Source organism: Neisseria oralis (assembly GCF_045062685.1).
Lineage (GTDB): Bacteria > Pseudomonadota > Gammaproteobacteria > Burkholderiales > Neisseriaceae > Neisseria > Neisseria oralis.
In genome coordinates this window covers 1-1,837 of record NZ_JBJGEB010000027.1, presented here as the reverse complement: position 1 = coordinate 1,837, position 1,837 = coordinate 1, and the positions used below count along the sequence as shown (strand labels likewise).

Genomic DNA, 1,837 nt, shown 5'->3' with positions numbered 1-1,837 from the left:
TTGTCCATATTCTGCCTGTTTGCCCTCCGGTTTTCAACCGGTCCGTATCCGTTTTATTGCAATGCGCGTCGAATTTCTTTCTTCGTGCTGTCTATGCCTTTGCCTACGAGGCCGTCTGAAACTTGAAACACTCAAACCGCAGGCGACAAAAAAACCGCACAACGTGCGGTCGGTTTTTAAAATGTTTTTTATCGGAACGGAATATGAAAAATTTTCAGACGGCCTCTGAGCTTAAAAGGCCGTCTGAAAAATCATTTAGTAACGAAGGTAGTCGGGGTGGCGGGAACAGCCTGAATATTTAATCTCACATTTGAAAGGTTTTCCTCTCTCACAAACCTCAATTGCTTCTTTTTCAGCCCCTTCAACGTAATCATGCCCTCCTATTCCAGCAACACGACCTTTCCCTATCTCGCCACCTACTGCAATCGCTGCACAAGAGTTACGGTATTCTGTTACCATATGACAACCTTGTCCCTTGCGAGATATTGGATTTTTGCCACCTCCTACTTTAATACAGTTTGCTAATGCCTCTTTATTGGCGGAACGATAACCTTCAGTATTGTTTTCAGATATACCAATAGCACGATTGGCAGCATTATAATAAATAGCTCCCCAACGGGTAGGAATATTAATCACCCTACGTTGAGGGGAACCATTCCCGCCCCATCCACAAGCATTACCATCCACAGTTTGGCAATAACCATTAGTTGGATTGCCACCTAACGGAGTTGACAAGGAAAAACTACTAATAACCATTATACTAAATGACAAGAATAATTTTTTCATAATCAATCATCCTCTGCTGTATTACTCGTTTGTTTCTTAACCTTATTGGTTAAAGGTGTCCCATCTTTACTTCTTGCATCTCCATTCCCAAACGGCGAGTACGCATTAACCCCCAATGAAGACCCGATCAGATTCCCCACCAGCAGCGGCGCTGTAATCATCAGCGTGCTCATCATCAGTCCCAAACCACCCTACATGATCGTAATCTACGCGATGTCCGGTCGCAATGGAAATATTACTTGGTCGCTGCATAAAAATTTTCAGACGGCCTCTAATCTTAAAAAGGCCGTCTGAAAAAATCATTTAGTAACGAAGGTAGTCAGGATGACGGGAACATGCGGAATAGCGTATTTCACAAGAATCAGAATATTTACTACATGCTTTCAATGCTTCCTGTTCAGCTCTTTCCAAGCGCCTATTACTCCTGATTGCATAGCCTTCCACTTTACCCATTGCAATGGCACTACAGGAATTTTGATTTTTGGTTCCTAACCTGCATCCTTTTCCATCTGAAGCTATAGGGTTCTTATTTCCCCCTGCTTTAATACACCCTGCCAATGCCTCTTCTTCGGCAGATTCATAACCTTCCGTATTATTATCTGAATAACCGAAAGCCCTATTTGCGGGATTGTAATAAATAGCACCCCAATGGTTAGGAATATTAATCACCCGACGCTGTGAGGATCCACCATTCCCTCTCCAACCACAGGCCCTGCCGTCAACCGTCTGACAATAACCGTTGGTCGGGTTTCCTCCTAACGGATTAGCAGAGACAAAACCGCTTAAAATCATTATCGATATTAAGAATATATTCTTCATTATTTTCCATCAATTCCGCTAGTTTCTTGACTTTTACCTTTATTAATCAAAGGAGTTCCATCCTTACCTCTTGCATCCCCGTTCCCAAACGGCGAGTACGCATTAAATCCCAACGAAGACCCAATCAGGTTCCCCACCAGCAGCGGCGCCGTGATCATCAGCGTGCTCATCATCAGCCCCAAGCCGCCCTGCATGATCGTAATCTGCGCAATGCCCGGACGATCTTGCGATG

General features: G+C 44.0%; 2 protein-coding genes and 1 pseudogene. All 3 read right to left on the bottom strand.

Annotated features, from left to right (window positions below):
• Positions 1-255: 255 nt before the first annotated feature.
• Positions 256-786: a DUF4189 domain-containing protein gene (locus ACI43T_RS11860; protein WP_405387306.1), complete on the bottom strand. Its 531-nt coding sequence runs from the start codon at positions 784-786 to the stop codon at positions 256-258.
• Positions 787-1,089: 303 nt separating this feature from the next.
• Positions 1,090-1,605: a DUF4189 domain-containing protein gene (locus ACI43T_RS11855; protein ID WP_405387304.1), complete on the bottom strand. Its 516-nt coding sequence runs from the start codon at positions 1,603-1,605 to the stop codon at positions 1,090-1,092.
• Positions 1,605-1,837, bottom strand: a pseudogene (locus ACI43T_RS11850) (type IV secretion system protein); the annotation flags it as partial. The pseudogene ACI43T_RS11850 and the gene ACI43T_RS11855, both read right to left, overlap by 1 nt.

Coding starts and splice junctions, on each gene's coding strand:
- ACI43T_RS11860 (WP_405387306.1), bottom strand. CDS start 786: ATGAAAAAATTATTCTTGTCATTTAGTATAATGGTTATTAGTAGTTTT.
- ACI43T_RS11855 (WP_405387304.1), bottom strand. CDS start 1,605: ATGAAGAATATATTCTTAATATCGATAATGATTTTAAGCGGTTTTGTC.